Below are 3,139 nucleotides of genomic sequence, written 5' to 3' on the forward strand. Positions count from 1 at the left end.
GGTAACGAGTTCATTGACATATTGAGAAGCAAAAGAGAATAAGATAAAAAACATGTAAGCGAATTAAGGGCGCATGGAGGATACCTAGGCTCTCAGAGGCGAAGAAGGACGTGATAAGCTGCGATAAGCTACGGGGATCAGCACATATGACTTGATCCGTAGATTTCCGAATGGGGCAACCCAGTACCATGAAGTGGTATTACCCTACGGGGGGCGAACGCGGGGAACTGAAACATCTAAGTACCCGCAGGAGAAGAAAATAATAATGATTGCGCAAGTAGTGGCGAGCGAACGCGCAGGAGCCCAAACCGGCCTGGTTACGGCCAGACCGGGGTTGTAGGACTCACCAAGTGTATAACAATTGAACTGGAATGGCGTGGGAAAGCCAACCGTAGACGGTGAGAGTCCTGTACAGGTAAGAGCGTTATATGAGTGAGTATCCTGAGTAGGTGGGGACCGGAGAAATCCCCTTCGAATCCGGCGGCACCATCCGCCAAGGCTAAATACTCCTGAGAGACCGATAGTGAACGAGTACCGTGAGGGAAAGGTGAAAAGTACCGCGAGCAGCGGGGTGAAATAGAACTTGAAACCATGCGCTTACAAGCGGACGGAGCCTACGGGTGACGTCGTGCCTTTTGCATAATGAGCCTACGAGTTACGGTCACTGGCGAGGTTAATTCATTTAAATGAAGGAGCCGAAGCGAAAGCGAGTCTGAAATGGGCGATTAGTCAGTGGCTGTAGACGCGAAACTTGGTGATCTACCCTTGGTCAGGTTGAAGCGCTGGTAACACATCGTGGAGGACCGAACCGGTAAACGTTGAAAAGTTTTCGGATGAACTGAGGGTAGGGGTGAAAGGCCAATCAAACTGAGAAATAGCTCGTACTCCCCGAAATGTTTTTAGGAACAGCGTCGTGGTTGAGTCATGGTCAGGTAGAGCTACTGATAGGGCTAGGGGGAGTCAAATCCTACCAAACTCTGACAAACTCCGAATGGGCTATGATATACACGGCAGTGAGGGCTGGGGTGCTAAGGTCCCAGTCCGAGAGGGGAACAACCCAGAGCATCAGCTAAGGTCCCAAAATATATGCTAAGTTGAACTAAGGGGGTCCGACTGCAGAGACAGCCAGGATGTTAGCTTGGAAGCAGCTATACATTTAAAGAGTGCGTAACAGCTCACTGGTCGAGCGGGGCGGGCATCGATAATAAACGGGCATCAAGCATATTACCGAAGCTATGCGATAGTAATTTATTACGATCGGTAGGGGAGCATTCTCACAGGGGTGAAGGTTTGGCGTAAGCTGGGCTGGACTGGTGAGAAAAGCAAATGTAGGCATAAGTAACGATAATGCGGATGAGAAATCCGCACACCGAAAGACTAAGGATTCCTCCGCTATGCTAATCAACGGAGGGTTAGGCGGGGCCTAAGGTATAGCCGAACGGCGATTACCGATGGACAGCAGGTTAATATTCCTGCCCCTGCGTTCAGTGTGAAGAAATGACGGAGCAGTGTGGTATGTACGTACTGACGGAATAGTGCGTTGAGCGGAGCCTACGGGCGAAGCGAACATGCGAAACAGCTTCCAAGAAAAGTTTCTGAAACATCAGCTGAATGCAGCTCGTACCGTAAACCGACACAGGTAGTCGAGAAGAATATTCTAAGGTGCTCGAGTGAATCACGGCTAAGGAACTCGGCAAATTAACCCTGTAACTTCGGGAGAAGGGGAGCCTCCTCGCAAGAGAGGCCGCAGAGAAATGGCCCAGGCGACTGTTTAGCAAAAACACAGGGCTCTGCCAAAACGCAAGTTGACGTATAGGGCCTGACACCTGCCCGGTGCTGGAAGGTTAAGAGGGGATGTCAGCCGCAAGGTAAAGCATTGAATCGAAGCCCCAGTAAACGGCGGCCGTAACTATAACGGTCCTAAGGTAGCGAAATTCCTTGTCGGGTAAGTTCCGACCTGCACGAATGGTGTAACGATCTGGGCACTGTCTCGGCCGTGAGCTCGGTGAAATTGTAGTAGCGGTGAAGATGCCGCTTACCCGCCACGGGACGGAAAGACCCCGTGCACCTTTACTATAGCTTTGCATTGTTTTCGGGTCAGGGATGTGTAGGATAGGTGGGAGGCTTTGAAGTTGCGTCGCCAGGCGTGATGGAGCCAACGTTGAAATACCACCCTTCGCTGGCCTGGGATCTAACTGCTCTATGAGCAGGACCGTGCATGGTGGGTAGTTTGACTGGGGTGGTCGCCTCCAAAAGTGTAACGGAGGCTTCCAAAGGTCTGCTCAACACGCTTGGTAACCGTGTGTGGAGTGCAATAGTACAAGCAGGCTTGACTGTGAGACCGACGGGTCGAGCAGGTGGGAAACCAGGGTATAGTGATCCGGTGGTTCTGTATGGAAGGGCCATCGCTCAAAGGATAAAAGGTACGCCGGGGATAACAGGCTGATCTCCCCCAAGAGCTCACATCGACGGGGAGGTTTGGCACCTCGATGTCGGCTCGTCACATCCTGGGGCTGGAGAAGGTCCCAAGGGTTGAGCTGTTCGCTCATTAAAGTGGCACGCGAGCTGGGTTCAGAACGTCGTGAGACAGTTCGGTCCCTATCTGTGGTGGGCGTAGGAAGATTGACGGGGGCTGCCCTTAGTACGAGAGGACCGGGGTGGACCCACCGCTGGTGAATCGGTTGTCCCGCCAGGGGCATGGCCGAGTAGCTATGTGGGGAATAGATAAGCGCTGAAAGCATCTAAGTGCGAAACTAGCCCGAAGATGAATCTTCCACACAAGGGTCGTTGTAGACTACGACGTTGATAGGCTGCAGGTGTACGTGTAGAAATACATTCAGCTGAGCAGTACTAATTACCCAACAGCTTGCATACCTTTTTTCTCATTCTCTTTTGCTTCCAATATGACATGAAATTCAGTGTTGAATTTTGAATGAATGAATGAGTGAATAATCCGCTATGTGCGAATTAACATTCAAAATTCTATCATTCTCTCATTCAAACATTGTACACACTCAAAGAGCTTGTTGGTGGCTATTGGCCCGGTGTTCACCTCTTCCCATCCCGAACAGAGAAGTTAAGCCCGGAACCGCCGATGATACTTGGGTCAAACCTGGTAAAGTAGGTAGCCGCCACAATA

2 rRNA genes are annotated in these 3,139 nt (G+C 51.0%); both read left to right on the forward strand.

The features are described from left to right. Positions 1-52 precede the first annotated feature (52 nt). A 23S ribosomal RNA gene (locus FZF08_RS31365) occupies positions 53-2,874 on the forward strand. Positions 2,875-3,025: 151 nt separating this feature from the next. Next, positions 3,026-3,137, forward strand: a 5S ribosomal RNA gene (gene rrf / locus FZF08_RS31370). Positions 3,138-3,139: the final 2 nt, after the last annotated feature.

The sequence above is a fragment of the Dyadobacter sp. 3J3 genome (assembly GCF_009801115.1).
GTDB lineage: Bacteria > Bacteroidota > Bacteroidia > Cytophagales > Spirosomataceae > Dyadobacter.